Annotated in this window: 24 protein-coding genes; 9 read left to right on the top strand and 15 right to left on the bottom strand. The window is 70.8% G+C overall.

Translation table 11 applies throughout. The features are described 5' to 3' along the window. Positions 1-161: 161 nt before the first annotated feature. The 3 genes from Drose_RS17665 to Drose_RS17655 all read right to left on the bottom strand — a co-directional run bounded on the left by Drose_RS17665 (position 162) and on the right by Drose_RS17655 (position 6,746). A complete protein-coding gene (locus tag Drose_RS17665) occupies positions 162-2,639 on the bottom strand; it encodes a glycogen/starch/alpha-glucan phosphorylase (protein ID WP_260729284.1) in 2,478 nt (825 codons plus the stop codon). 251 nt (positions 2,640-2,890) lie between these two features. Beyond that, the gene (locus Drose_RS17660; RefSeq protein WP_260729283.1) at positions 2,891-3,853 is read right to left on the bottom strand and encodes an MHYT domain-containing protein; all 963 of its coding nucleotides are present in this window, start codon (positions 3,851-3,853) and stop codon (positions 2,891-2,893) included. Positions 3,854-3,962: 109 nt separating this feature from the next. Then, positions 3,963-6,746 carry a DEAD/DEAH box helicase gene (locus tag Drose_RS17655; protein WP_260729282.1) on the bottom strand — a complete coding sequence of 928 codons (2,784 nt, stop codon included), beginning with the start codon at positions 6,744-6,746 and terminating at the stop codon, positions 3,963-3,965. 93 nt (positions 6,747-6,839) lie between these two features. On the opposite strand from Drose_RS17655, the gene Drose_RS17650 reads away from it, so the two are divergent. Beyond that, a complete protein-coding gene (locus tag Drose_RS17650; RefSeq protein ID WP_390891442.1) occupies positions 6,840-7,508 on the top strand; it encodes an HAD family hydrolase in 669 nt (222 codons plus the stop codon). Between the two features lie 122 nt (positions 7,509-7,630). Beyond that, positions 7,631-8,005 (top strand): Hsp20 family protein, encoded by a 375-nt coding sequence (locus Drose_RS17645; protein WP_260729280.1) that lies wholly within the window; start codon positions 7,631-7,633, stop codon positions 8,003-8,005. 122 nt (positions 8,006-8,127) lie between these two features. Here Drose_RS17645 and Drose_RS17640 read toward each other — a convergent pair whose 3' ends face one another. The 6 genes from Drose_RS17640 to Drose_RS17615 form a co-directional block, all read right to left on the bottom strand. Further along, positions 8,128-9,024 (bottom strand): diacylglycerol kinase, encoded by an 897-nt coding sequence (locus Drose_RS17640; protein ID WP_260729739.1) that lies wholly within the window; start codon positions 9,022-9,024, stop codon positions 8,128-8,130. A gap of 65 nt (positions 9,025-9,089) precedes the next feature. After that, the gene (tatC, locus tag Drose_RS17635) at positions 9,090-10,028 is read right to left on the bottom strand and encodes a twin-arginine translocase subunit TatC (RefSeq protein WP_390891403.1); all 939 of its coding nucleotides are present in this window, start codon (positions 10,026-10,028) and stop codon (positions 9,090-9,092) included. 80 nt (positions 10,029-10,108) lie between these two features. Next, the gene (gene tatA, locus Drose_RS17630) at positions 10,109-10,375 is read right to left on the bottom strand and encodes a Sec-independent protein translocase subunit TatA (protein ID WP_313900027.1); all 267 of its coding nucleotides are present in this window, start codon (positions 10,373-10,375) and stop codon (positions 10,109-10,111) included. Between the two features lie 191 nt (positions 10,376-10,566). Next, positions 10,567-10,830 carry a hypothetical protein gene (locus Drose_RS17625; RefSeq protein ID WP_260729278.1) on the bottom strand — a complete coding sequence of 88 codons (264 nt, stop codon included), beginning with the start codon at positions 10,828-10,830 and terminating at the stop codon, positions 10,567-10,569. 105 nt (positions 10,831-10,935) lie between these two features. After that, a complete protein-coding gene (locus tag Drose_RS17620) occupies positions 10,936-11,889 on the bottom strand; it encodes a helix-turn-helix transcriptional regulator (RefSeq protein ID WP_260729277.1) in 954 nt (317 codons plus the stop codon). Further along, positions 11,886-12,905, bottom strand: coding sequence for a helix-turn-helix transcriptional regulator (locus Drose_RS17615; RefSeq protein WP_260729276.1), 1,020 nt, complete (start codon positions 12,903-12,905; stop codon positions 11,886-11,888). Before Drose_RS17615 ends, Drose_RS17620 begins: the two co-directional genes overlap by 4 nt. A 115-nt stretch (positions 12,906-13,020) precedes the next feature. Between Drose_RS17615 and Drose_RS17610 the strand changes: the two genes are divergently transcribed. Next, positions 13,021-14,121: a DUF3866 family protein gene (locus Drose_RS17610; protein ID WP_260729275.1), complete on the top strand. Its 1,101-nt coding sequence runs from the start codon at positions 13,021-13,023 to the stop codon at positions 14,119-14,121. Here the strand turns inward: Drose_RS17610 and Drose_RS17605 are convergent. From Drose_RS17605 to rfbA, 6 genes are all read right to left on the bottom strand, one after another. Beyond that, positions 14,089-14,673, bottom strand: a complete 585-nt coding sequence (locus Drose_RS17605; protein WP_260729274.1) for a hypothetical protein — start codon at positions 14,671-14,673, stop codon at positions 14,089-14,091. The genes Drose_RS17610 and Drose_RS17605 overlap by 33 nt on opposite strands. A gap of 6 nt (positions 14,674-14,679) precedes the next feature. After that, the gene (locus Drose_RS17600) at positions 14,680-14,910 is read right to left on the bottom strand and encodes a hypothetical protein (protein WP_260729273.1); all 231 of its coding nucleotides are present in this window, start codon (positions 14,908-14,910) and stop codon (positions 14,680-14,682) included. A 61-nt stretch (positions 14,911-14,971) separates the two neighbouring features. Next, positions 14,972-16,330: a Pup--protein ligase gene (gene pafA / locus Drose_RS17595; RefSeq protein WP_260729272.1), complete on the bottom strand. Its 1,359-nt coding sequence runs from the start codon at positions 16,328-16,330 to the stop codon at positions 14,972-14,974. Positions 16,331-16,365: 35 nt separating this feature from the next. Next, complete coding sequence (locus Drose_RS17590) at positions 16,366-16,965, bottom strand: dTDP-4-dehydrorhamnose 3,5-epimerase family protein (RefSeq protein ID WP_260729271.1); 600 nt, start codon at positions 16,963-16,965, stop codon at positions 16,366-16,368. After that, positions 16,962-17,576, bottom strand: coding sequence for a class I SAM-dependent methyltransferase (locus tag Drose_RS17585; RefSeq protein ID WP_260729270.1), 615 nt, complete (start codon positions 17,574-17,576; stop codon positions 16,962-16,964). The genes Drose_RS17590 and Drose_RS17585 overlap by 4 nt, the downstream gene beginning before the upstream one ends. A gap of 95 nt (positions 17,577-17,671) precedes the next feature. Then, positions 17,672-18,541, bottom strand: a complete 870-nt coding sequence (gene rfbA, locus Drose_RS17580) for a glucose-1-phosphate thymidylyltransferase RfbA (RefSeq protein ID WP_260729269.1) — start codon at positions 18,539-18,541, stop codon at positions 17,672-17,674. 88 nt (positions 18,542-18,629) lie between these two features. On the opposite strand from rfbA, the gene rfbB reads away from it, so the two are divergent. From rfbB to Drose_RS17550, 6 genes are all read left to right on the top strand, one after another. Beyond that, the gene (gene rfbB, locus Drose_RS17575; protein WP_260729268.1) at positions 18,630-19,622 is read left to right on the top strand and encodes a dTDP-glucose 4,6-dehydratase; all 993 of its coding nucleotides are present in this window, start codon (positions 18,630-18,632) and stop codon (positions 19,620-19,622) included. Further along, complete coding sequence (rfbD, locus tag Drose_RS17570; RefSeq protein ID WP_260729267.1) at positions 19,619-20,515, top strand: dTDP-4-dehydrorhamnose reductase; 897 nt, start codon at positions 19,619-19,621, stop codon at positions 20,513-20,515. The genes rfbB and rfbD overlap by 4 nt, the downstream gene beginning before the upstream one ends. Continuing rightward, complete coding sequence (locus Drose_RS17565) at positions 20,512-20,877, top strand: DUF2304 domain-containing protein (RefSeq protein WP_260729266.1); 366 nt, start codon at positions 20,512-20,514, stop codon at positions 20,875-20,877. Before rfbD ends, Drose_RS17565 begins: the two co-directional genes overlap by 4 nt. Further along, positions 20,864-21,565 carry a glycosyltransferase family 2 protein gene (locus Drose_RS17560; protein ID WP_260729265.1) on the top strand — a complete coding sequence of 234 codons (702 nt, stop codon included), beginning with the start codon at positions 20,864-20,866 and terminating at the stop codon, positions 21,563-21,565. The genes Drose_RS17565 and Drose_RS17560 overlap by 14 nt, the downstream gene beginning before the upstream one ends. 18 nt (positions 21,566-21,583) lie before the next feature. Further along, positions 21,584-23,590, top strand: a complete 2,007-nt coding sequence (locus tag Drose_RS17555; protein WP_260729264.1) for a hypothetical protein — start codon at positions 21,584-21,586, stop codon at positions 23,588-23,590. A 248-nt stretch (positions 23,591-23,838) separates the two neighbouring features. Further along, positions 23,839-25,725 carry a hypothetical protein gene (locus tag Drose_RS17550; protein ID WP_260729263.1) on the top strand — a complete coding sequence of 629 codons (1,887 nt, stop codon included), beginning with the start codon at positions 23,839-23,841 and terminating at the stop codon, positions 25,723-25,725. The last annotated feature ends 1 nt before the right edge of the window (position 25,726 follow it).

Below are 25,726 nucleotides of genomic sequence, written 5' to 3'. Positions count from 1 at the left end.
CCAGCCCCGCGCCTCACCCCTGCGTTGATCATGCAGTTGTGGTGCCAGGACACTCCCACGATGTCCGGGTTTGTCAGGCACCACAACTGCATGATCAACGCAGGGTGAGGCGCGGGGCGCGGGCGCGGGGGTGGAGTGGGGCGCGGGGGTGGGTGGCGGGGCTAGGACGGGACGGGGACCGGTTCGACTCGCCAGATCAGGTCGCAGTAGTCGCGGGCGGTGCGGTCGGAGGAGAAGAAGCCGCTCCGGGCCGAGTTGAGCACCGACATGCGGGTCCAGCGGTCCTGGTCGCGCCACGCCTCGTCGACCGCCTCCTGGCAGTCGACGTAGGAGCGGTAGTCGGCCAGGGCCAGGTACTCGTCACGGCCGAGCATCGCGTCGACGACCGGCGCGAAGAGGGCGCGGTCGCCCTTGGCGAAGACACCGGAGGCGATCGCGTCCACGGCCGCGCGCAGCTCGGGGTCCTGCTCGTAGAACGCCCGCGGCCGGTAGTGGTGGCGCAGGTCGGCCGCCTCGGCGGTGTCGAGCCCGAACAGGAAGAAGTTCTCCGCGCCGACCCGGTCGCGGATCTCGATGTTCGCGCCGTCGAGCGTGCCGATCGTGACCGCGCCGTTGAGGGCGAGCTTCATGTTGCCCGTGCCGGACGCCTCCTTGCCGGCGAGGGAGATCTGCTCGGACAGGTCGGCCGCCGGGATGATGAACTGCGCCTTGGTGACGTTGTAGTCGGGCACCAGCACGACCTTGAGCCGCCGGGAGACCACCGGGTCGGTGTCGACGGCCTCGGCGACCGCGTTGACCAGGTGGATCAGCAGCTTCATCGCGTGGTAGCCGGGTGCCGCCTTGCCGCCGAAGAGCACGGTGCGCGGCACGACGTCGAGGTCGGGGTTCTCGCGGATCCGGTTGAACAGCGTGATCACGTGGAGCAGCTTGAGATGCTGCCGCTTGTACTCGTGGAACCGCTTGATCATCACGTCGCACATCGCCTCGGGGTCGATGACGACGCCGGTCGACCGCTCCACGTGCCGCGCGAGGTCGACCTTGTTCTGCCGCTTCGCCTCCCGCCAGCGCGCCAGGAACTCCGGGTCGTCGACCGCGTCACCGAGCCGCTCCAGGCGCTCGAGGTCGGTGAGCCAGCCCTCGTCACCGAGCCGGTCGGTGATGAGGGCCGACAGCCGCGGGTTGGCGAGCCGGATGAACCGGCGCGGGGTGACGCCGTTGGTGACGTTGTGGAACTTGTACGGCCACAGCTCGGCGAAGTCGCGCAGCGTCGTCGCGGTGAGCAGCCGCGTGTGCAGCTCGGCGACGCCGTTGACCGCGGTGCTGCCGACGACCGCGAGGTGCGCCATCCGGACCCGCCGCTCCGGGCCCTCCTCGATGATCGACAGCCGGCGCAGCTTGTCGACGTCGCCGGGGTACGTCGCCGCGACCTCTTGCAGGAAGAAGTGGTTGATCGAGTAGATGATCTCCAGGTGCCGGGGCAGGAGCCGCTCCAGCAGCGCGACCGGCCAGGTCTCCAGGGCCTCCGGCAGCAACGTGTGGCACGTGTAGTTGAACGTGCGGCGGGTGATCGACCAGGCCAGGTCCCAGTCGACCCGGTACACGTCGACGAGCAGCCGCATCAGCTCGGTGATCGCCATGACCGGGTGGGTGTCGTTGAGCTGGACGACGACCTTCGCCGGGAACGCGTCCCAGCCGGTGTTGCGCAGCCGGTACCGGCGGATGATGTCCCGCAGCGAGCAGGCGACGAGGAAGTACTGCTGCTTCAGGCGCAGCTCGCGGCCCTGTTCGGTGCTGTCGTCGGGGTACAGCACCTTGCTGATGTTCTCGGCCCGCACGATGTCCTCGACGGCCTCCTTGTACTGCCCGGCGCTGAAGCGGCTCAGGTCGAACGACTCACGGCTCGCCCTCGCCCGCCACAGCCGGATCATGTTGACCGTCTGCGTCCCGAAGCCCGGGACGAGCATGTGGCTGGGCTCGCCGCGGACGGTCTCGCCGGGCGTCCACTGCCGGCGCAGGCCGGTGGGGTCGTCGAGGGACCGGGCGGTGGTGCCGTAGAAGCCGACGACCTGCCGGTCGTCCGGCGCCGGGAACTCCCACGGGTTGCCGTAGAACGTCCAGTCGTCGGGCCGCTCGACCTGCGCGCCGTCGCGGAACGCCTGCTTGAAGATGCCGAACTCGTACCTGATGCCGTAGCCGACGGCGGGGATGTCGAGCGTCGCCATCGAGTCGAGCAGGCACGCCGCCAGCCGCCCAAGGCCCCCGTTGCCGAGGCCGGGCTCGACGTCGTACGCCTCGAGCTCCTCCAGCGGCGCCCCGAGATCCTCGGCGACCGGCCGCAGCCACGGCTCGGTGCCGGTGTAGAGGAGGTTCTGCCGCAGTTGCCGCCCCAGCAGATACTCGGCGGACAGGTAGTACACGAACCGGGGGTTGGCGGCGTAGTGCGCGGCGGCGGTGCGGGCGTACCGGTCGACGAGCCGGTCCCGCACGGTGACGGCGAGGGTGTGGTAGGCGTCGGGACCGCTGGCGGACTCGACGGTGGTGCCACGCTGGTAGTACAGGTTGCTGATGAGGTCCCGCTCAAAGTCCTCGAGCGTCCCGCCGACGGTGCGCATCTCGGGCCGGGACCGGGCTTCGGTCACGTGCTCAGTATCTCCTCCCCGTTCCCCCGGGTCAGGACATCACGGGCATACCGCGACACTCGACCCTGGCCACCGCGCCGGGTAGGCACTTCACCTGTCTTACCGACCTTATACGGACATGTCGGTCGGCTCGCAACTTCTGCGCTGCTCCCGTACGGCGCGCCGGCCGCCGCTCCAGCCCCTCCCACACGGGATGCACAGCCCAAAACGGACGAACCACGCGGAAGGGTCGAGGCCGTGGCCGGCGGCGGTCAGCGGCCGCGCTGGCGGCGGGCGTCGGCGACGCCGTTCGCGGCACGAGCCGCGAACGCCTGAGCGGCCTTGCCGCCGCCGTTGGGGTGCGGCGGGAGCGTGGCGTTGCCGCTGGTGGGGTTGTCGCCGGACAGGCCGCCGGACGTGCTGGTCGGGCCGCCGAAGACCGGGCCGCCGGAGTGGAGGGTCTGACCGGCGGCGATCTTCTCGCGGACCGCGTCGGCCTCGGCCTGCTCGCGCTCCGACGGCACCGCCATCACCGCGCTGGCCAGGGCGATCACCACGACCAGGACGAACAGCACGATCGGGGCCAGGAACCAGTTGACGTCGACGCCGGGGACCGTGTCGATCGTGCTGGACAGGTGGACGTGCATGGCCGCCATGCCGGTGTAGTGCATGCCGCAGACGGCGACGCCCATGACGGCCGCGGCGGCGATCGTCGCCGGGATGCCGCGGACCACCACGGTGAACCACAACGCCACCGTCGCGGCGACCACGGCGATCGCGTAGGACGTCAGATAGAGGAGGGTGTCGTACTCGAACGAGCCGTTGATCCGCATCGCGGCCATGCCCGTGTAGTGCATGAACGCGACGGACACGCCGGTGATCGGGCCGCCGACGAGCACCTTCCACATCGACCGCTTGCCGAGGCCGACGATGAACAGGCCGACGCCGACGGTCACGACGGCGATGAAGAAGCTGGCGATCGTGATGGGCACGTCATACCGCAACGGCGAGCCGGTGACGCTGAAGCCGACCATGGCCATGAAGTGCATGACCCAGATGCCGGTGCCGCCGATCGCCCACGCGGCGAGCACGAGCAGCCAGGCCCGGCGCCGGGTGTCGGTCGCGGCCCGGGCTCGCGCCGTGCTGACCAGACCGAGCAGGCAGCCGAGAAAGGACATCGCGAAGGCGAAAATCGGCGTGATCGCGCCGTACGTGAAATGGTGCAGCTCGCCCACGAATGCCCTCCCACGCCGACAGCAGCACAGCCGGCATCAACCGGCGTGAGCATCATCGCGGATCCGAACGACATTCGCCTAATCCCGTCGATGAAAATTCACTCAGTGATCAGAACATCACGCTATACGCCAGTACGCCACGTGTCATCGCCGTCATCGCCTGCCGTGCGGTGCGGCGGACCGGCTCGGGCACGCCGGTCGCGTCGGTGAGCTGATCCAGAAGGTCGAGCACCTGGCGGGACCAGCGCACGAAGTCGCCGGCCGGCATGTCGCCGTCGATGCCGTGCACGCTGCCGAGCACCTTGGTCAGCGACTCGCCGCGTGCCCACCGGTACACCGGCCACACGAACCCGAGGTCGAGCTCACGGGTCAACTGCAACCCCCGCGAGTCCTCGTCGTCGCGGAGATCGGCCCACAGCTTGAGCGTCGCGTCGACGGCGTCGGAGACGTCGCCGCGCGGGATGGACGCGCGGTCCTCCGCCTCGCGGCGCGCCTCGTACACCAGCACGCTCACGGCGGCGGCGAGCTCGCCGGGGCCGAGCTTGTCCCACACCCCGCGACGCAGGCACTCGGCGACCAGGAGGTCGGTCTCGTTCCAGATGCGGGCGAGCGTCCGGCCGGCGGCGGTGACGGTCCCCTCCGGCGTCAGGTAGCCGCGGTCGGTGAGCAGGCCGCAGACCCGGTCGAAGGTCCGGGCGAGCGACCCTGTCCGGCTGGCCACCTTGCCCCGCAGGGCCTCCGTGTCGCGCTCCAGGCGGTGACGCCGCTCGGCCCAGCGGGCGTGCTCCTCCCGGTCCGGGCAGCGGTGGCAGGAGTGGCGGCGCAGCGCGGACCGCAGCGACTCAAGCTCGTGGTCGTCGGTCGCGGCGACGTTGCGGGACCGGCTCCGCGGGCCCCGGCCCGACTGCCGCGCGGCCGGGTCGAGGTCGAGCCGGTGCAGTTGCGCGGCGAGGTCCCGCCGGTCCTGCGCGGAGCGGTAGTTGAACTGCTTCGGCACCCGCACCCGCCCGAGGGGCTCGGCGGGGCTGGTGAAGTCGCCGGCGGAGATGCGCCCGGCCCAGCGGTCCTCGGTGAGCACCAGGGGCCGGGGCTCGCCGAAGCTGCGGCCGCCGGTGCCCGGGTCGATGACGATGGCCAGACCGGAGCGGCGCCCGGCGGGCACCCGGATGACGTCGCCGGGCCGCAGCCTCTCCAGGGACTCCATGGCCGCCGCCCGCCGCTGCTGGGCACCCAGCCGGGCGATCGCCCGTTCGCGCTCGGCGATCGAGACACGGATCCCGAAGTACTCCTGGAAATCCCCGAGATGGCAGGCCATCTCCCGGCTGTAGGTCGCCATGGTGTCGAGGTTGCGCTGCACCTGCCGGGCGAGGCCGACGACCGAGCGGTCGGCCTGGAACTGGGCGAAGGAGCTCTCCAGCAGCTCCCGCGCCGCGGCGGTGCCGACGCCGCCGACGAGGTTGACCGCCATGTTGTACGACGGGCGGAAGCTGGACTTCAGCGGATACGTGCGGGTGGAGGCGAGCCCGGCGACGTGGCGGGGGTCGACCTCGGGCTGCCAGACGACCACGGCGTGGCCCTCGACGTCGATGCCGCGGCGGCCGGCCCGGCCGGTCAACTGCGTGTACTCCCCCGGGGTCAGGTCGACGTGCGCCTCGCCGTTGAACTTGACGAGCCGCTCCAGCACCACGCAGCGGGCCGGCATGTTGATGCCCAGGGCGAGGGTCTCGGTCGCGAAGACCGCCTTCACCAGCCCCCGGACGAACAGCTCCTCGACGACCTCCTTGAAGGCCGGCAGCATGCCCGCGTGGTGCGCGGCGAGGCCCCGCTCGAGGCCGTCGAGCCATTCCCAGTACCCGAGCACCTGGAGGTCCTCGGCCGGGATGTGCTTGGTGCGCGACTCGACGACGGCGCGGATCTCGGCCCGCTCGTCGGGCCCGGTGAGGCGCAGCCCGGCGGCGAGGCACTGCTGCACGGCGGCGTCGCAGCCGGCGCGGCTGAAGATGAACAGGATCGCCGGGAGCAGCGCCTCGTTGTCGAGCCGCTCCACGATCTCCGGGCGGTAGGGGCCGGCGAACCTGCGGGTCCGGCCACGGCCGCGGAAGTCGCCGGAGCTCTCCAGCCGGCGCAGCATCTCGCGGGTGTAGCGCAGCAGCTCGGGATGCACGTCGTGCTTCTGCGCCGCCTCGGCGTCGTGGAAGAGGTCGAACATCCGCTTGCCCACGAGCATGTGCTGCCACAGCGGTACGGGCCGGTGCTCGCTGACCACCACGGTCGTCTCGCCGCGGACGGTGACGAGCCAGTCGGCGAACTCCTCGGCGTTCGACACCGTGGCCGACAGCGACACCAGCGTCACCGACTCGGGCAGGTGGATGATCACCTCCTCCCACACCGCGCCGCGGAAGCGGTCGGCGAGGTAGTGCACCTCGTCCATCACGACGTAGGACAGCCCCTGGAGGGCGGACGAGCCGGAGTACAGCATGTTGCGCAGCACCTCGGTGGTCATGACCACCACGGGCGCGTCGCCGTTGATCGCGTTGTCGCCGGTCAGCAGGCCGACCCGCGCGGGGCCGTGCCGCTCGACGAGGTCGTTGTACTTCTGGTTCGACAGCGCCTTGATCGGCGTGGTGTAGAAGCACTTGCGGCCCTGGCGCAGTGCCAGGTGCACGGCGAACTCACCGACGACGGTCTTGCCGGCGCCCGTCGGCGCGCACACCAGCACGCCGGCCCCGCGCTCGAGCGCCTCGCAGGACTCGGCCTGGAACGGGTCGAGGGTGAAGTCGATCTCCTCGACGAACTCCGCCAGTGCCGGGTGCCGTGCCGCCCGCTCCGCCCGCAGGCGGGCCGCCTGGTACCGGTCGGCTGGGCTGAGGTCCACTTCCTCGGTACCGCTCACATCCCCAAGGCTAGGCGAAGAATCCCCGGATCCGCGCATGGGTATGGTGCTGGCGTGCCGGAAAGCGCTCAGCCACACTTCTTCCGACGACCGATCGAGGCGGTGCTCCTGGACTTCCACGGGACGCTCGCGCAGGTGGAGGACCCGGTCCGCTGGGTGACGAAGGCGGCGCAGACCCTCGGCACCACGCTGGACCGGGGCAGGGCGACGGTCCTCGCCGACCGGCTCACCACGGCCGGGCGGGCCGGCGGGCCGAAGCCGCACCGGGTGCCGCCGCACCTTGCCGAGGTGTGGGCGGACCGGGACCTCTCCCAGCAGGCGCACCGGGCCGCGTACGAGGGGCTGGCGGCCGCCGTCGACGCCGGCCTCGCCCCGGCCCTGTACGACCGGGTGCTGGCCGCCGACGGCTGGGAGCTCTACGCCGACACGCTGCCCACCCTGCGGGCGCTGCGGGCCGCCGGGGTGCCGGTGGCGGTCGTCAGCAACATCGGCTTCGACCTGCGCGACCTCGCCGGTGAGCTGGGCCTCGCCGACCTCGTCGACGAGTTCGTGCTGTCCTACGAGATCGGCCGGACCAAGCCCGACCCGGCGATCTTCCACAAGGCGTGCGCCGCACTGCGGGTCGATCCGGAACGGGCGCTGATGGTCGGCGACACCCCGGCGGACGCGGGCGCGGCGGCGGCCGGGTGCAGTGTCCTTGTCCTCCCGGAGAGTGAACCTGGCGAGGTTCACGGGCTGGGAGCCGTCCTCCGGCTGCTGTAGGGGCCAGGTGTGGAAACGACCGCCCCCGGGAAACAGTGTCGCAACACCGCCTCTGTTCTTGTCGGTTCCCTTCCCCCGGGTGACAGTGCAGGGACCACTACAGCGATTTCCGGAGGTACGTCATGCCCTTGAGCCGTTGGGACCCCGCGAGCGCCCTGGCTCGCATCGAGAACGAGGTCGGCAACGCCGCCCAGCACGCGCACTCCACGTCGGTGCGGACCAGCACCGACGGCGACGACCTGGTCATCACCGTCGACGGCATCGACCCGTCGGACGTCGACGTGCGGGTCGCCGGCGGAACCCTGACCGTCCGGGGCCGGAGCGGCAGCAACACGTCGGACAGCTTCGACCAGGGTGGTGTGCACTTCTCGTCGAGCTCGTCGAGCTCCAGCTCGTTCGCCCGGAGCTTCTCGCTGCCGGACGGCGTCGACCAGTCCGACGTCGAGACGGAGCCCTCACCCACCGGCGTGACCATCCGCATCAAAAACGCCGCCTGACCCTTTTACCCCTTTACCCCGTTTCCCGCGTTGATCTTGCAGTTGTGGTGCCGCGACACTCCCCGGATGTCCCGGTTTGTCCAGCACCACAACTGCAAGATCAACGCCCCGGGGGAGGGGGATCAGGCCAGGAGGGACAGGGCGGCCGGTACGCAGGTGATCGTCACCGGGAGCGGGCAGATGCGCTCGCCGTCCGCGTACACCGTGACGCCCTCCCCCGCCAGCTCGACGGTCTTGGCCCGGTACGTCGACACGCGCGGGTCGAGCACGTGCGCACCCGAGAACACCTTCGGGCGCAGCCGCATCAGTGTCAGCCGGCCGATCGGCTCGGCCACGACGACGTCGAGCAGCCCGTCGGTGGGATCGGCGTCGGGGACGATCCGGAACCCCCCGCCGTAGCTCTCCGTGTTCCCCACCGCCACGAGCACCGAGTCGAACTCGCTGGGCGCGCCATCGAGCACCATGCGGTACCGGCGGGCGCGCAACGCCAGGAGTTCCTCCAGGATCGCCCGGTTGTACCGTTGCGGCCCCCGCGGCCAGCGCATCCGGTTGGCCCGCTCGTTGACGAACGCGTCGAACCCGGCCGCGAGCACCGCCCCGAACCAGGCCTCGGTCCCGTCCGCCCCCGCCACGTGCGCGAGGTCGATCGCCCGGGTCGTGCCGTCCCGCACCGCGACGGCGATGGCACGGGCGGCGTCGAGCGGGTCCGGCGGCAGCCCGAGCCGTGCCGCGAAGTCGTTGCCGGTGCCGGCGGGCACGATCCCGAAGGGCACCCCCGTCCCGGCCACGGCCTGTAGTCCGAGGTGCACCGTCCCGTCCCCGCCCATGGCCACGACGGCGGAGCCGCCCTCGACGGCCTCCCGCGCCCGTTCGGCCATTTCCGCGACGGTACGGGCAGCCACGACGCGAACGTCCGCCCCCTCGGCCCGCAACCGCGCGACGACCACGGGCAGCAGCGCCGCCTTCCGGCCCTTCCCGGCCGTGGGGTTGGCAAGCAACGCGACGTTCACGGCAGGGATGCTAAACGTTCAACGCCCCCGGGCACACAATCGTGTCCGGGGGCGTTGTGCGGCTGTTTCGAGCCTTATGTGACGTCGTCGTAGCGGCGGTCCAGCGACTGCGGGCGCTCGACCGGCGTCGGGCCGTCGACCGGGGTCGGCGGCTCGATCGGGTCGTAGCCGCCGACCGACGTGGCCGCGGCGACCGGCTCGACCTCGTAGTCGTCGAGCGAGGAGGCCTCGTCGTCGCCGATGTTCGCGTAGGCCGGCTGGTTGCGGCCCCTCCGCCGGTCGTTGATGATCGCGAAGGCCACCGCGCCGAAGTAGAGCGCGGACAGGCACAGCGCCAGGAACGTCATGCCGAACGGGTCGGCGGTCGGCGTCGCGATGGCCGCGAAGACGAAGAACGTGAAGACCGCGACCCGCCACCAGCCGAGCAGCCGTTTGCCGGTGACGATGCCGGCGATGTTGGCCAGCATGACACCGAGCGGGAACTCGAACGCGACACCGAAGACGAGCATCATGCCGGTGACGAAGTCGACATACGCCATCGCCTCGAGGATGTTGCTCGTGTTGGTGCCGGTGAAGGAGAGCAGCACCTCGAGGCCGGTCTTCACGACGTAGAAGGCCAGGACCGAGCCCAGGGCGAACAGCGGCGCGGCGAGCGACGCGAACACGTACGCCCACCTGCGCTCATTGCGGTGCAGGCCGGGAGCGATGAACGCCCAGAGCTGATAGAGCCAGAACGGGCAGGCCAGGATCAGCCCCGTCCAGAGCGAGATCTTGAGTTGCAGCAGCAGCGGGTCGGTGACCTTGAGGTTGACGAACGGGCACCGATAGCCTTCCGGCACCACGTTGCCGTTCGCCTTCATCGTCTGCTTGAGCGCCAGCTCGCAATACGGGTCTTGGATAATCGTCAGCACGTGCTGGGCGAAGAACCACGCGACGATGATGCCGATGAGGATCGCCAGGCACGCCTTGAACAACCTGGACCGCAGCTCCCGCAGGTGCTCCATGAGGGTCATGGAGCCATCTGCGGCACGCTGGAACTGCGACGGCTGTTGGTTTCGCCGCCGAGCGAGGATGCTCACGGTCCGGGAGTGCCTCAGCGCTCGCGAACGTGGTCGATCGGGTCAACCGTCGGCCGCGCCGACGGTTTGTTGTCGTCGATCGTCCCGCTCAACGGCTGCCGGCCGGACTGCGCCTCGGCCTTGGCGTCGACGTCGTCGTCAGCGAGGCCCTTGGTCTCGGCCTTGATGATCCGGAGCGACCGCCCGAGCGACCGCGCGGCGTCCGGCAGACGCTTGGCGCCGAACAGCAGGATCAGCACCACCACCAGGACGATGATGTGCCATGGCCTAACTGCACCCATGTGAAGCCACCTCACTGTATTTGAGCTGCCCGACCCCATCGTACTGGCCGTCAGAGGGTGGGGGCAGAGGCCGGGTTGGCAGGAAGGGAGCCGGCCGCTGAAGTCTTGACGAGTGTTGACGGTGAACTGCCCGATCGTCAACCATTCGTTTGGACAAACACGCTATTTGCCCGGTTGATCCGCTAAGTTTGTTAACTGTTCTCTTCGGCGCCACGGCGGGCCTGGAGGACGAGCGCCTTGTCCTGGAGATCGAGCAGGCGGGGCCGGATCGCCTCGACCGTCGACTGGAGCTGCGCCAGGTGGGGCTCGACGCGGTGCTGGCCGTCGAGGAGGCGCCGCTGGAGGGAGGCGGCGGCGATGCCGAACCGGCGCAGACTGCCGGCCGCCTTCGCCGCCACGATCACGAGCAGGACGAGCGCGAACAGCACGATGCCGCCGGAGATCAGCCAAGCCACGAACCGACCTTAGTGCACCGGCCGCGGACCGGCAGCGCCGCCACGACGAACGACCTGTGGCCGACGCCGCCGAAGTGCCCCGAGCGCCGGCGCGGAGCGGCCGGCTCAGGGCAGGGTGGCGTAGGCCGCCAAGGCCTCACGGGCCTCGGCGGCGACGGCCTGGGCCAGCTCCGGCGGCGACAGGACCGTCACCTCGGCGCCCAGGCCGAGCACCATGCGCCGGGCCCAGTCGAGGTCGGAGGCGCGCAGTGACACCGTCCAGTGCTCCCCCGGGCCGCGGACGACCTCCTCGCACGGGTAGTGCTCGGTGATCCACCGGACGCCGCGGCCGACGCGCAGGGTGACCAGCGGCAGGTCCGGCGTCGGCGTGAACAGCGTGCCACCGCGGGTGTCGGTCGGGCGGGCCTGGACGGGCACCTGGGCCGGCTCGTCGAGCTCGGTGGAGGCGTCGATGCGGTCGACCCGGAACAGCCGGACCGCCTGCGCGCGGCGGCACCACGCCTCCAGATACGCCCAGCGGCCGACGACGAGCACCCGCATCGGGTCGACGACCCGGTCGGTGGTCTCGTCGCGGGCCGCCGTGTAGTACGTGATCCGCAGCGCCCGCCGCCGCTCGACGGCGCCGCGCAGCTCCTCCAGGCGGTCGGCGTTGCCGGGCAGGCGGACCTCGACCGGCGCGTCGGCCAGGTCGCCGGCGGCGTGCTCGATCTTGGCGAGGGCGCGATGCACGCCGTCGCGCTGGGCGACGCCCGGGGTCTCGGCGAGCATCCGCAGCGCCACGATGAGCGCGAGCGCCTCGTCGGGGTTGAGCCGCAGGGGCCGGTCGATCCCGGCGTCGTAGGTCAGCGTGACGCTGTCGCCGACGAACGCCATGTCGATCAGGTCGCCGGGCCCGTATCCGGGCAGGCCGCACAGCCACAGCAGCTCGAGGTCCTCGCGCAACTGCCGCTCGGTGATGGCCTGGTCGTGGGCGGCCTCGGCGAGGGTGATGCCGGGGCGGGCCTGGAGGTAGGGCACCAGGTTGAGCAGGCGGCCGAGCCGCTCGGCGGAGTTGCTCACGCCGGCACCCCCATCCCGAGCTGCTCCGCCTCGACCCGGCCGCCGGCCGCGTCGTAGGAGGACTCGATCGCGCGAAGGCGCTGCACGACGGCGTCGCGGATCTCCGGCGGGTCGAGCACGACGACGTCGGCGCCGTAGCCCACCAGCCAGCCGGCGAAGAAGTCCACGTCGGCGAAGCGCAGCGTGAGGCGGTCGCCGTCGGGCCTGGGCACGCACTCCTCCGCCCAGCGGCGCACGCCGGCGGCCCGGCCCGGCCGGACCAGCACGGTGGCCCTGCCGGTGCGCTCGACGGGGCCGCTGGTGCTGGCCACATAGCCGATCAGGTCGGCCTTGGGCGGCTCGTAGGCCCCGCGGCGGCCGATGCGGCGCACCCCGCTGACGATCCGGGAGAGCCGGAAGCAGCGCTCCGCGCCGCGGTCGAGGTCGTGTCCCACGACATACCACCGGCCGCGCCAGCAGACCACACCCCACGGCTGGAGGCGGCGGGCGTGCGCGGTGTCGCGCTCGGGCACGTGGTAGTCGAACGTGACGGCCTGCCGGTCGCGCACCGCCGCGGTGAGGGGCTCGAACGCGGGGTCGACGTTGACGACGGCCTCGACGCCGAGGGTGGCGTGCGGGTCGACGTCGATGCCGCCGGCGCGCAGCTTGGCCAGGCCCGAGGAGGCGGCGGCGGCGAGGCCGCTCTGCTGCCACAGCCGCGCGGCGATGCCGACGGCGGCGGCCTCGTCGGGGGCGAGGCGGATGTCGGGCAGCGCATACTCCCGGCGGGCGATGCGATAGCCGGGCTCGCTGTCGAAGATGCTCGCCGTGCCCATCTCCAGCGGGACGCCGAGCTCGCGGAGCTCGGCCTTGTCCCGCTCGAACTTGCGCTGGAACGCTTCGTGGTCGCGCTCGTCCTGCGGGTCGTGCTCGTAGCCGGGAACGATCGTGGCGATCTGGTCGGCGGTCAGGAAGCGGCGCGTAGCGAGCAGGCAGATCACCAGATTGACCAGGCGCTCGGTTCGGGTACGCGACACCCAGCGAACCTACCAGCCCGAACGCCTGTTCTGCGTCGCCCACGCGGGCACCGCCCGCTCCATCTCGGACCGTCACGGCACGTGAACATTCTGTGGCTGTACTACGGTATGCGCCGTGGTCCGCTGGCGTTGGGGAACGGTCGTCGGGGTGCACCGCGCGTGGCGGGGCAGCCTCGAGCTGGACGTGACGGTCGAGGCCCGGCGTCCCGGGGATCCGGCGGCGGTACGGGCCCTGGCGTACCCGGCGCTCGTCGGCACCCCGCGGCCGGGCGACCGGGTGCTGCTGAACCTCAACGCCCTGGCCCTGGGCCTGGGGACCGGCGGCTATGCGCTCGTGGTCGCCGTCCCGGACCGGCTGCCCGAGGACGCCGACGTGCCCGGCCACGTGGTCAAGGCGCGGTACACACCGCTGCAGGCGATCGTGCTGGCCGCCGACGAGGAGGCCTCCCCGCTGCGCGGCGCGCTGGCCGGGGCGGCCGACCTGGGCGGCATGCCGGTCGTCGTGGCGGACCTGCACTCGGCGCTGCCGGCCGTGGTCGCGGGCGCCCTCGCCGAGGCACCCGGCGCTCGGATCGCCTACGTGATGACCGACGGCGGCGCGCTGCCGGCCTGGTTCTCCCGCACGCTCGACGGGCTGCGCGGGCTGCTGACGGGCACGGTGACGACCGGGCAGGCGTTCGGCGGCGACCTCGAGTCGACCAACGTGCACAGCGGGCTGCTCGCCGCCCGGCACGGCCTGCGGGCCGACCTGGCGGTGGTCACCCAGGGGCCGGGCAACCTCGGCACCGGTACGTCGTGGGGGTTCTCCGGGGTCGCCGCGGGCGAGGCGGTCAACGCGGTCGCGGCGCTGGGCGGCCGGCCGATCGCGGCGCCGCGGATCTCCGACGCCGATCCCCGGCCGCGGCACCGGGGCGTGTCCCATCACAGCCTGACCGCGTTCGGGCGGGTCGCGCTGGCCCCGGCGGAGCTGGTGGTGCCGGCGGATCTGGCGCCGGACCTGGCCGCCGCCGTGCGGGCCGCGCTGGCGCCGCTGACCCCGCCGCACACGCTGGTCGAGGTGCCGTCGGCGGATCTGACGGCGGCGCTGGAGTCGCTCCCGGTCAAGCTGTCGACGATGGGCCGAGGGTTCGCCGAGGACCGCGCGTACTTCCTCGCCGCCGCCGCGGCAGGACGACGGGCCGCGTCAGGCCTTGCTCAGCGCGGCGTCGGCGACTGACCGCAGTTGCGGCAGATGGTCGGCGTCCGGGGCGGCACCGGCGACCAGGTAGACGGCGACGATCGCCTTGCCGCGCCTGGCGAGCAGCGTCTTGGACCGGTCGCTCAGGGCTGCCTCGCCGACGCCGCCGACGGCCTCCAGGGAGGCGATCGTCGTCCACAGCCGCTGCGCCTGGCCGGCGTCGGGAAAGGTGAGGGCCACGACGGTCACCTGGTCGCCGGCGGGGTTGCCGAACGGGCACATCCGGGCGCGTGCGCTGAGGCCGAGGCTCCGCACCGCCTGCCCGTACTGCGCCACGGCGGCGGCGCCGTCGCCCGTGCCGGGCCGCACGGCCAGGCCGGTGGACTTCTGCACCTGGCCGGCGGTGATGAGGCCCTGGCAGCCGTCGGTGTTCACCGGCGGCGGCAGGCTCGGCGACGGTACTGGCAGCAGCGACTCCCCGGCGCTCGGCGGCGCGCCGGCGGGCAGCGGGCTGTGCCGCTCACCGTCGTCGGTGCAGGCCGCCGCCAGCCCGGCCACCAGGAGCAGCGGGACGATCAGGGACCGCTTCACGGGCGGTCACCCGTCCGAGAAGACGACGATGGCCGCGAAGCCGCCGACGATGACCACCAGGGCGAGCGCGAGGACCCAGGTCGGGATCGCCGGCCCCTCGGTGCGGTTGCGCTCGATCTCCTCGCGGATGCGTTGCAGGCGCCGGCCCTGCCGCGTCGTCTTCGGACGGTCCGGATTGAAGTCCGCCTTCGGGAACGAGCGGGGCCGGGGGTCGGGCTGGTCGGGCTCGTCATACATAGCTCGGCCAGCCTAGCCCCTGGCGCCCGGGCGGCGACTCAACTCATCGGTAACATTGTCGTCACATGCTGGCGATCAGCCGGTCGACCCGTTCGTCGTAGGCGCGGAACGGGTCCTTGCACAGCACGGTGCGCTGCGCCTGGTCGTTGAGCTTCAAGTGCACCCAGTCGACGGTGAAGTCGCGACGGCGCTCCTGGGCGTGGCGGATGAACTCGCCGCGCAGCCTGGCCCGGGTGGTCTGCGGCGGGGTCTCCTTCGCCTCGAAGATCTCGAGGTCGGTGGCGACCCGGTCGACCGACCCGCGCTTCTCCAGCAGTCCGTAGAGGCCCCGGCCGCGGCGCAGGTCGTGGTAGGCCAGGTCCATCTGCGCGACCCGCGGATGCGACAGCGGCAGGTCGTGCTTGGCCTGGTACCGCTCGATGAGCCCGAGCTTGGTCACCCAGTCGACCTCACGCTCGACCCCCTTGAGGTTGCCGGTTTCGACCGCGGCGAGCACCCGGCCCCACAGGTCCATGACCCGTTTCGTCGCCGCGTCGGCGCCGCGGCGGTCCAGGAACTCGGTGGCCTTGTCGAAGTACTCCTGCTGGATCTCGAGCGCGCTGACCTCCTTGCCGCTGGCCAGGCGGACCCGGCGGCGGCCGGTGACGTCGTGCGACACCTCGCGGATGGCGCGGATCGGGTTCTCCAGGGAGAGGTCACGCATCGCGACCCCGGCCTCGATCATCCGCAGCACGATGTCGGCGGTGCCGACCTTCAGCAGCGTGGTGACCTCGTTCATGTTCGAGTCGCCGACGATGACGTGGAGCCGGCGGTACCGCTCGGCGTCGGCGTGCGGCTCGTCGCGCGTGTTGATGATCGGACGGGAGCGGGTGGTCGCCGACGAGACGCCCTCCCAGATGTGCTCGGCGCGTTGCGACAGGCAGTACACGGCGCCGCGCGGGGTCTGCAGCACCTTGCCGGCGCCGCAGATGAGCTGGCGGGTGACCAGGAACGGAATGAGGATGTCGGCCAGGCGGCCGAACTCCCCATGGCGGCTGACCAGGTAGTTTTCGTGGCAGCCGTAGGAGTTGCCCGCCGAGTCGGTGTTGTTCTTGAACAGGTAGATCTCGCCCGCGATCCCCTCGTCGTGCAGCCGACGCTCGGCGTCGACCAGCAGGCCTTCGAGGATCCGCTCGCCGGCCCGGTCGTGGACGACCAGGTCGGGCACCGAGTCGCACTCGGGCGTCGCGTATTCCGGGTGGGAGCCGACATCCAGGTAGAGGCGCGCGCCGTTGCGCAGGAAGACGTTGCTGGAACGGCCCCACGACACGACGCGCCGGAACAGGTAACGGGCCACCTCGTCCGGGGACAGGCGGCGCTGCCCACGGTAGGTGCACGTGACCCCGTATTCGGTCTCAAGGCCGAAAATTCGCCGGTCCATGTACAGACATTAGCCGCCGTGGGGCCGATTCCGCTCTATTGCGCTCGCAGACTTTGTGTGTACGCCTCGCAGGTGTGGTAGTCCGGCAGGCGGCCGGCGGCGAGCATCTCGGCGAGCGTGGGCGCCGCCGCGTCGCGCGCCGAGAGTTGCGGCGTCTCGACCGGCCATTCGATGGCCAGGTCGGGATCCAGCGGGTGCACGCCGTGCTCACCGGTCGGGTTGTAGACCTCCGAGCACACATACGTGAGCGTGGCGTCATCGGTCAGCGCGCAGAACCCGTGGCCGAGGCCCACGCCGATGTACACCGCGCGGCGGTCGACGTCGTCGAGCAGGGCACTTTCCGACCGGCCGAACGTCGGCGAGCCGACCCGCAGATCGACGATGACGTCGAGGACCGCGCCGCGTGTGCACATCACATATTTCGCCTGACCGGGTGGCACGTCGGCGAAGTGGATGCCCCGGACGACGTCCTTCGCCGAGACCGACAGGTTGCCCTGGGCGAGCCGGAGCGGGTGACCGATCTCGGCCTCGAGCCGGTCGAAGCGATACCACTCCGTGAACAAGCCTCGAGGATCGCCGTGCAGGACGGGTGAGATCTCCCAGGCGTCGGCGATCGACAATTGGCGGAGTTTCATGGTTTGCGGGCCACCGTCACGAACTCGTTGTAGGTGAAGACCTTGCCGGTCGGGCGCGGGAACGGGAACGAGTATTGCCGGTCCAGCGTAAGCCCGAGATCGGTGCAGATCTTGCCGACCTCGTCGAAGCCGGAGAACCTGACGTGCGTGGCGTCGCTGGCGAAACCGCGCTCCTGCGGCGTGATGAAGACGGCACGCCCGCCCGAGCGCAGGAACGGCAGGTAGGAGTCGATGATCTCCTTGGCCTGGTCTTCCTCGACGTGCTCGATCAGGTGCGCACCGAGGATCGCGTCGAAGCGCCCGGGGGTGGCGTATTCGGACTTGAAGAAGTCCTCGACGGTGAACGCGGTGAAGCCCGCGGCCCGGCAAGCCGCGATCGAGGTCGCGTTGTGGTCCACGCCCACCCCGTTGCCGTCGAGGTGCGAGAGGTTGCGGCCGATGCCGCAGCCGACGTCGAGGGTGAAGCCGAGATCCAGCCGGCGGATGTTCCATCGATACGGCGCCTGCACGTTCAGTGTCCGTTTCCAGCCGGCACCGCTGAGCCGCTGGAGACGATCCGTGTAGTCAACGCCCTCGGTGGTGCCGCCGGATGCCTTCAAGGTCTCACTCACCGTGTCACCCTCTCAGACCGCTTCACCCGGGGCAAGTAGCCCCACTTCACCCGGATCGGGACAGCCGGGTGACCGGCACGTGGAACGTCACCCGTTCAGGAGGGCCAGTCCACGAGCTGCAGGAGGTAGTCGCCGTATCCGCTCTTGCGCAACGGTTCGGCGAGCGACCTCAGGTGGGCGTCGTCGATGAAGCCGGCCCGCCAGGCGGCCTCCTCCACGCAGCCGATCTTGAAGCCCTGCCGCTCCTCGATCACCCGCACGAACTCGGAGGCCTGCACCAGCGAGGCGAACGTGCCGGTGTCCAGCCAGGCGGTGCCGCGGTCGAGCACGGTCACGTGCAGCTCGCCGCGCTCGAGGTACGTCGCGTTGACCGCGGTGATCTCGAGTTCGCCCCGGTCGCTGGGCTTGAGCCGGCGGGCGATGCCGACCACCTGGTTGTCGTAGAAATACAGGCCGGGCACCGCGTAGCGGGATTTCGGCTGTTTCGGCTTCTCCTCGATCGACAGGACCCGGCCGTGCGCGTCGAACTCGACCACGCCGTAGTCCTGCGGACTGGCCACCGGATAGGCGAAGACCCGGCCGCCGACGACGTCGGCGTTCTCGGCCAGTCGCTGGCCGAGTTGCGCGCCGTGGAAGAGGTTGTCGCCGAGCACCAGCACCACGGACTGATCGCCGATGAACTCCTCGCCGATGACGAACGCCTGGGCGAGGCCTTCCGGCCGCGGCTGCGCCGCATACGACAGGGAGAGGCCCCACTGGGTGCCGTCGCCGAGCAGGCGCTGGAACTGCGCCTGGTCCTCGGGCGTGGTGATGACCAGGATCTCTCGCACGCCGGCCATCACCAGCGTGGTCAACGGGTAGTAGATCATGGGCTTGTCGAAGACCGGCATGAGTTGCTTGGAGACAGCCTTCGTCAGTGGCCAGAGTCGCGAGCCGGTCCCGCCGGCGAGGATGATGCCACGCACGCCGGACACCTTAGTGGGCGATCCGGACGTCCGGTCGACCCGGCGGCGAGTCGGCCGCGCACATGACGTGGACTACACTCCCGACCTCGTGAGAATCCTTGTCACCGGCGGTGCCGGATTCATCGGCTCCCACTACGTCCGGACCCTGCTGCAAGGCGGATATTCCGCCTATGCCGGGGCTCAAGTCACCGTGCTGGACAAGTTGACCTATTCCGGCAATTTAGACAATCTGCGCCCCGTCGCGAGCGATCCGTCCTACACGTTCGTGCAGGGCGACATCTGCGACGCGGACCTGGTCGCCCAGGTGCTGCCGGGGCACGACGCGGTCGTCCACTTCGCGGCCGAGTCGCACGTCGACCGCTCGATCCTCGGCGCCGGACCGTTCGTCACCACCAACGTGCTCGGCACCCAGGTGCTGCTCGACGCCGCGCTGCGCGCCGGCGTCGGTCGCTTCCTGCACGTGTCCACCGACGAGGTCTACGGATCGATCGCCGAGGGCTCGTGGACCGAGGAGTGGCCACTCGCCCCGAACTCGCCGTACTCCGCCTCGAAGGCCGGCTCCGATCTGCTCGCCCTGGCCTACCACCGCACCCACGGGATGGACGTCGTGGTGACCCGGTGCTCGAACAACTACGGACAGTACCAGTTCCCGGAGAAGGTCATTCCGCTCTTCATCACGAACCTGCTCGACGGCAGGAAGGTCCCGCTCTACGGCGACGGCGGCAACATCCGGGACTGGCTGCACGTGTCCGACCACTGCGCCGGGATCCAGCTAGCGCTGGAGAAGGGCCGGCCCGGCGAGGTGTACCACATCGGCGGCGGCCAGGAGCTGACCAACCGCGAGCTCACCGAACAGCTCCTCGCCGCCTGCGGCCGGGACTGGGACGCCAGCGTCGAGTACGTCGAGGACCGCAAGGGCCACGACCGGCGCTACTCGTTGAGCATCGAGAAGATCCAGAACGAGCTCGGGTACGTGCCGGCGGTCAGCTTCGACCGCGGCATCGCCGACACCGTCGCGTGGTACCGGGACAACCGGCCGTGGTGGGAGCCGCTCAAGAACCGGGCATCCCTGGGCGCATGACCAGGTGGTTGTTGACAGGCGCCGGCGGGATGCTGGGCCAGGACGTGCTGGACACGCTGTCCGGCCGCGCCGGCGCGCCGGGGCACACCGTCACCGCCGTGAAGCGGGCCGACCTGGACATCACCGACGCGGCGGCGGTCCGCGCGACGGTCGACGGCCACGATGTGGTGATCAACGCCGCCGCCTGGACCGATGTCGACGGTGCGGAGTCCGACGAGGCGGCCGCCACCGCGGTGAACGGCACCGGCGTCGCCCACCTGGCGTCGGCCTGCGCCGCGACCGGGGCGCGTCTGCTGCACGTCTCGACCGACTACGTCTTCGCCGGCAACGCCGGCGAGCCGTACGCCGAGGACGCGCCGACCGCGCCGCTGAACGCCTACGGCCGCAGCAAGCTCGTCGGCGAGCAGGCGGTCCTGACCATCCTGCCGGCGCACGGATACGTGGTCCGCACCGCCTGGCTGTACGCCACGCACGGGCGCAACTTCGTGACGACCATGCTCCGGCTGGCCGGTGAGCGGGACTTCGTCGACGTGGTCGACGACCAGATCGGCCAGCCCACCTGGTCCGGCGACCTCGCCGCGCAGCTCGCCGCGCTCGCCGACGCCGCCCTGGCCGGCACCGCGCCGGCCGGCGTCTACCACGGCACCGCGGCCGGCCGGACGAGCTGGTTCGGTCTGGCCCAGGCCGTCTTCACCGAGGCGGGGCTCGACCCGGCCCGGGTCCGGCCCACGACCAGTGAACGCTTCGCGCGACCCGCGCTCAGGCCCGCGTTCAGCGTGCTCGGGCACGGCCGGTGGCAGGCGGCCGGGGTTCGCCCGATGCGCGAATGGCGTGAGATGCTGACCGCAGCGCTGTCGAATCGGCCATCCGGCCTCGGAAAGGGACCGGCATGAAGCTCACCATCATCACCGGGTTGACCGCGCTCGCGGCACTCGCCTTCATGATCGAGCTGCTGCGCAGGCGGCAGCTCCAGGAGAAGTACGCGATGCTCTGGCTCGGCGTCAGCCTCGTGGTGCTGCCGCTCGGGTTCTTCCCGACGCTGGCCGACACGGTGGCGAAGGCCATCGGCGTCGCGTCCGGCGTCAGCCTGGTGCTGTTCCTCGGCATCGTCTTCCTGTTGCTCGTGTGCGTGCACCTGAGTTGGGAGGTCAGCCGGCTCGAGGAGGAGACCAGAACCCTTGCGGAGGACATCGCGCTGATTCGCGCTGAGCGGAAGCGCAGCGCCGAGCGGGAGCGCAGCAATGATCAACGGTAAGCGCGTCCTCATCATCATCCCGGCGTGGAACGAGTCCGCCTCGATCGCGGACGTCGTCGCGGAGGTCAAGGGCGAACTGCCCGAGGTGTCCGTGATCGTCGTCGACGACGGCTCCACCGACGACACCTCGGCGCGGGCCGCGGCCGCCGGCGCGATCGTCGCGCGGCTGCCGTACAACCTCGGTGTCGGCGGCGCCATGCGGACCGGCTACCGGTATGCCCGCGACCACGGTTTCGACGTGGCCATCCAGGTGGACGCCGACGGTCAGCACGACCCGCGGTACATCCCGAAGCTCGTGGACGCGCTCGACGACCACGACCTCGTCATCGGCGCCCGGTTCGCCGGTGAGGGCGGATATGCGGTCAAGGGGCCGCGGAAGTGGGCGATGCGGCTGCTGTCGAGGGTGATCTCCTGGTTGGCCCACACCCGGCTCACCGACACCACGTCGGGGCACCGCGCGTGCAACCGCGAGCTCATCGAGCTGTTCGCGAACTGGTATCCGGCCGAGTATCTCGGCGACACCATCGAAGTCCTGGTGCGGACGGCCCGGATGAAGTACAAGATCACGCAGATCCCGGTCGCCATGCGGCCACGCATGGCGGGCATCCCCAGCAACTCACCCGTCAAGGCATCGATCTACCTCGGCCGCGCCGGCGTGGTCCTGCTGCTCGCATTGATCCGCGCCTGACCCCAAGGAGCCCCTCCGTTGACCGTCGCCACCTCGGGCAACGCCACAGTCGCGGAACGAGCGGCACCGACCCGGCGGTTGCGGACACCACTGGGCTGGCTGGCCGCGTTCACACTGGCCTGGCTGCTACCGCTGGTCACCCATCTGATCCACGCCGACGTCCTGCTGCCCGTCCTGGTCGTGGCGGGACTGGCCAGCCTGCAGCGGGGCACGGTCGGATGGTTCGACCGGACGGTGGTCAGCCTGGCCCAGTTGTTCCCGGCGTTGTGCGTGGCCGGACTGCTGTTCTCGGTCTGGCCTTGGCACCTGCACCCGGTGGCGGTGGGCGGGTTCGCCCTGACGGTCCTGGTACTGCTGTCGCTGCTCACCGGCCGCCGACCGGCGCGGCCCGGTCGGTGGCGAGCGCGGGACTGGGTGCTGGCGGTCGGCTTCGGCGGTGCGACGGCGCTGGCCCTGGAGCCGTTCGTGCTGCGCGACCTGGGTGGCCGGTTGGGCGTGCTGATCCCCGGCGAGGACATGTCCCGGCACTTCCTGCTGTTCGACATGATCGGACAGGTGGGGGGCTACGCCTTCTTCCACCCGCGGGAGTCGCTGCGGTACGCACCGGAGGTGCTCGCCGAGGGGATCCGGAACTATCCGCAAGGCACCCACTTCTCCTTCGCCGTGCTGGACCGCTTCGTCCGCTCGTCGGCCACGGTGTCGGCCGACGGCACGGTCGCGATGGATGTGATGGTCTGGCTCTGCGTGGCCGCCTTCGTGTTCCTGATCCTGGCGGTGCTGTGGGGCGCGCGCCGGGTCGCCGGAGCCGGCGCGAGCCCGGTCCGGCTGCTCGCCACGGTCGGGTTGATCGCTGCCTGGCTGTTCTTCGGTGACCCGGTGTCGGTGCTCACCCGCGGATACCCGAACGAGCTGGTGGGCCTCGCTCTCGCGGCGGTGCTGACCGCGCTGGTCGCCCGCCCGCTGGCCAGTTCCGGCGAGCAACTCGCCACGATGGCGCTCCTGCTGGTCGGCATCTCGTTCAGCTACCACCTCTTCCTGCCGTACTCGGTGATCATGGTCGGCGTCTGGGCCTGGCGGGAACGGCTCTGGCGCCGCCCGGTGGCATGGCTGGCCGCGGTGCTCATCGCGGCTCCGGTGCTGTTGACCCCGCTGCTCAACGCCAAGGCGGCCAGCGGCTACCAGCTCACCCTGCCCGGCACCGCCCAGGTCGCCGACCGGGCCGCGACGCTGGTGCTCATCGTGCTGGCGCTGCTCGCCCTGGCCCGGCGAGGTGGCCTGCGGGCACCGGGACACCGCAGCGCGACCCTCGGCATCGTGGTCGCGGGTGCGCTGTCGGTGGCGCTCGCCGCCTTCCAACTGATCACCATCGGCCGCACCATCTACTACTTCGAGAAGACGCTGCACCTGGTCATCATCGTGGCGCTGGTCGGTCTCGGCGGGCTGGTCCGCGTGCTGCCGCACCGCACGGTGCCCGCCTTCGCCGTGGTCCTGCCGCTCGTCGTCGCGCTGATCGTGGCCGGCGGCCGTTGGCACAGCCAGCCCACCAGCAACGGGCTGCGGCTGGCGGCCGCGCTCGAGCGAGGCTCACCCGACGGCGCGCGTGATGCCATTCTCATGACTCGAATGTTTCCGGACGGCGGCGGCATGATGAATGTCGACTTCATGAGTTCGCCGTACCGGAACTGGTATGCGTCGCTCTACGCGTCCGTGATGCAACGCAACTACCGGTACGCGCAGGTCTGGTACCTGTGGCAGGACCCGCTGTCGAAGCCGAAGACACTCGAAACGCTGGAAGCCATGGTGCGGGACAGCCCGGTTCCGATTCGCTTCTTCGTTTACGATCCCGCGGCCAGCTTCCTCGTGCTGGATCCGGATCATCCGGTCCGGGCGTCGGCGCAGCCCGGCGTCACCCGGTCGGCATACGGTGATCCCCGGGCCAAATCGAACATTGACGCAGCCGAGTATCTGGCGGCCCGGTACCCGGACAAGGTGCAGATCGTGCGCGCCGTGCCCCCCAACCGGTGACACGGAGAATGCGTCTCGGCTGACCGGGACCTCCACGGCCGCCGACCAGCCTCCCATCGTTCCATCGATCACCGACGGTCACCAGCCGATGTCGCTCAACCCACGATCGCCCTGTTGCGCGACGCCGACACGCTCATTCGCATTGTGGTAGCGTCGGCGCGTTCTGAGCGGTGCTCGCTCGGTCGATGGCGAGCCACAATCCGCGACACATCGAGGGGACGATGGTAAGTCAGCACAGTGACGCCGCTGTGGCGAAGCCTTCCCAGCAGGACCCTGCCCAACAGATTGTGAGCCCGCCGGACGGGGTCACGTCAGCGGCGACACCAACCGCGCAGGACTCGAGTTCCGATCAGTCGACCGGCGCCCCACCCGCGGCAGCGTCGGAGACCCCCGGCCGGCGGCTCAGCGGGCGCTGGATCGTCGTCGCCGTCGTCGTGGGCTACCTCCTCCAGGTCGGCTGGCGAGTCTGGTTGTCGCGGCACCTCGACGTGCCGGCCGCCCACGCCGACGAAGACGGTTACCTGGTGGCCGCTCGCGTGCTGGCCGGCGACGCCGGCGGTCAGACCACCGACAACGAGACGTTCCGGCGCATGGGCTATCCGATGCTCATCTCCCCGGTGTACTGGTTCACCCAGGACGCGTTCACGGTGTACCGCAGCGTGCTCGTCATCAACGCGGTGCTCAACGCGCTGGTCTTCCCCTTGCTGTATCTCTACGCCCGGCGGACCCTCGTGCTGCCGACGCGCACGGCGCTCGGCGGGGCGTTCGTCGCCGCCGCCATGCCGGCAGTGGTGTTCTACTCGCAGTTCGCGCTGACCGACGCCGTGCTCGGCACCATGGTCATCGCCTGGCTCGTGCTGGCCCACACCTGGCTGGCCGGCACCACGACCCACGCGCGGGTGCTCGGCGCGCTGGGCTCCGGCGCCGTGGCGGGCCTGCTGTTCGTCACCCACATCCGCGGCACCATGGTGGTGCTCGTGCACGTCCTGCTGACCGTCACCGTGCTGGTCCTGCGGCGCAGCGGCTGGGCGACGACCCTCGCCGCGATCGCCGGGGCCGGCGTGGTGATGACGCTCGACCCGATCCTGAAAGCCGTCAGCGCCGACGCGATCGACACCGCCGGCAACAGCCCGACGGGCACGACCGTCAACGCGATCACCACGTTGAGCGGCCTGGGCCGGATGCTGGGCACCGCTGACGGCCAGCTCTGGTATCTGTGCATCGGCACGTTCGGCGTCGGTGCGGTCGGCGTCATCACGGCGGTGCTGCCGCTGACCCGCTGGCGGGCGCTGCGAGCCGAGATGAGCGAGACGGCCACCGCGGCCCGCCGGATCGTCGTGACCGCGACGCTGTTCACCACCCTGCTCATCGCGCTGCTCAGCTCGGCCGCGCTGCCCCCCGGCGACAACCGGATCAACTACTTCGCCTACCCGCGCTACATCCACATGCTGTTCCCGCTCTGGCTGCTGATCGGCCTCGCCGCGCTGCTGTCGGCCAAGACCCGCCGCCAGGTCCTGGTGCTCGGCGGTTCCGCCGCCGCGCTGACACTGCTCACCGGTGCGGTCGTGTCGATCCGGACCCGCGTGCACGGCTGGGGCAAGTTCCTCGGCTTCGACGCGCCGGAGATGTCCTTCCTCGGCTGGCGATGGCACCAGATCGGAGTGACCCGGCCCACCATCGTCACGCTGGTCCTGCTGGCCGGGATCATCGTGCTCATCCGGCGTCCTCGCTGGGGCTCGGCGCTGGTGATGGCCGGCATGGCGCTGGTGGTCGCCGCCAACATGGTGGTCGCGACGCAGAAGATCAGCATTCCGATGGAGGTCAACCAGTACCGTCCCGGCACCCCGCTCATCGTCCGTGAAGGTCACGTCCGCGAAGGCGATCGGGTCGCGTTCGCGAAACAGCAGGTCGTCTGGTACCTCCAGTACAATCACATGCGCGAGATCTACTGGACTCCCCTGCTCATCTGGGACCAGACGTCGGATCCGACCCCGCCGAGCGAGGCGAACGTGGTCATCGCGCCCTACGACCCGCCGTCGGACGCCGAGGTGGAGGCGTGGGACGGATCGCGGTACGGCTTCCGGCTCGTGGTGACCGATCCGAACCACGGATGGGCGCTCTGGCGCAAGGGTTGAG

This window comes from Dactylosporangium roseum (genome assembly GCF_025264685.1).
Classification (GTDB): domain Bacteria; phylum Actinomycetota; class Actinomycetes; order Mycobacteriales; family Micromonosporaceae; genus Dactylosporangium; species Dactylosporangium roseum.
Note: the sequence above shows the minus strand (reverse complement) of the source record. Positions and strands in the feature narration are given on the sequence as shown.